Annotated in this window: 1 protein-coding gene; it reads right to left on the bottom strand. The window is 72.7% G+C overall.

Annotation, left to right across the window (positions count from 1 at the left end; translation table 11 throughout):
- The coding region (locus ACWCO3_RS34265) for a type I polyketide synthase (protein ID WP_450014142.1) at nucleotides 1-1,965 on the bottom strand (1,965 nt) is incomplete at both ends.

Below are 1,965 nucleotides of genomic sequence, written 5' to 3'. Positions count from 1 at the left end.
CATGCCCGGTCGTTGCGAACCCTGACCGGAGAAGACGAACGCGAGCTTGCCGTCGGAGGTCTCGCCGGTCACCAGACCGGCCGCCGGCTGACCGGCGGCTGCCGCCGCCAGGGCGTCGGCGTGCTGGGGGCCGAGCACCACAAGGCGTTCGGTCAGCGCGGCACGGGTGGTGACAAGCGAATGCCCGACGTCGACAGCGTCCGGGGCGTCCTCGCCAGAGACCCAGGTCAGCAGGCGGGCGGCCTGGTCGCGCAGCGCGGCGGGGCCACGCGCGGAGAGCGTCCAGGGCACGATGCCGGTCTGCGGTCGGCGCGGCGCCGGCTCGTCACCGTCGGCTACGGCCGGCGGCTCCTCGATGATCACGTGGGCGTTGGTGCCGGACATGCCGAACGAGGAGATGGCGGCTCGGCGCGGGCGGTCGCCGGCCGGCCACGGTCGGGGTTCGGTGAGAAGTTCGACAGCGCCGGCGGACCAGTCCACGTGCGGGGTCGGCTCGTCGACGTGCAGGGTCCGCGGCAGGGTCTCGTGGCGCATGGCCTCGACCATCTTGATGATCCCGGCGACTCCGGCGGCGGCCTGCGAGTGGCCGATGTTCGACTTGATCGACCCCAGCCAGAGTGGCTGGTCGGCGGGGCGGCCCTGACCGTAGGTGGCGAGCAGCGCCTGCGCCTCGATCGGGTCGCCCAGTTTGGTGCCGGTGCCGTGTGCCTCGACGGTGTCGACGTCGGCGGTCGTGAGATCGGCGGCAGCGAGCGCCGCCCGGATCACCCGCTGTTGGGCGGGCCCGTTCGGGGCGGTCAGGCCGTTGGAGGCGCCGTCCTGGTTGATGGCACTGCCGCGGACCAGGGCGAGGACCTGGTGACCGTTGCGTCGGGCGTCGGAGAGCCGCTCCACCAGCAGGACGCCGACACCCTCGGCCCAGCCGGTACCGTCGGCGGCGGCGGCGAACGACTTGCACCGGCCGTCGGCGGCCAGGCCACGCTGGCGGGAGAACTCGGTGAACGTGCCGGGCGTGGCCATCACGATCGCCCCACCGGCCAGGGCGAGGTCGCACTCGCCGGACCGCAGTGCCTGGGCGGCGAGGTGCAGCGCGACGAGCGACGACGAGCAGGCGGTGTCCACCGAGACGGACGGCCCTTCCAGACCCAGCGCGTAGGACACCCGACCGGAGATGACGCTGGCGGCGTTGCCGGTGGCCAGGTAGCCCTCCACCGCGTCCGGCGCCGCCATCAGCAGCGTCGGGTAGTCGTGGCTGTTGGTGCCGGTGAAGACACCGGTGTGGGTGCCGCGCAGTGCGGTCGGGTCGATGCCGGCGCGTTCCACCGCCTCCCAGGACGTCTCCAGCAGCAGGCGTTGCTGCGGGTCCATGGCGAGTGCCTCGCGGGGCGAGATGCCGAAGAACCGGGCGTCGAAGTCGGCGACGCCGTCGAGGAAGCCGCCGGCTGCGGCGTACGAGGTGCCGCGCGCGTCGGGGTCGGCGTCGTAGAGGGCGTCGAGGTCCCAGCCACGGTCGTCGGGCAGCGCCGAGACGGCGTCGGTGCCGGTCTCGACAAGTCGCCACAGGTCCTCCGGCGAGCTGACCCCGCCGGGGTAGCGGCAGGCCATGCCGACGATGGCGATCGGCTCGGACGTGGTGGTCGTCACCCGGGTCTGCGGGGTGGCGCTGTCGTCGGCGCCGAGCAGTGCGTGCAGGTGACCAGCGAGGGTCGCGGCGCTCGGGTAGTCGAAGACGATGCTGGAGGGCAGTTGCAGACCCGTCGTGGCAACCAGTCGGTTGCGTAGTTCGACTGCGGTCAGGGAGTCGAAGCCGAGTTCGCGGAAGGGCCGGTCGACGCCGATGTCGGCGACGCTGCCCAACCCGAGCACCGCTACCGCCTCGGTGCGCACCACGTCCAACAGACGCTTCGCGCGTTCGGTGGCGCTGAGCCCGTCGAGGAAGGTGCTCTGCACACTCGTCTGCTCGAC

It is taken from the genome of Micromonospora sp. NPDC002411 (assembly GCF_053592955.1).
This window is presented reverse-complemented; position numbering and strand designations above follow the sequence as displayed.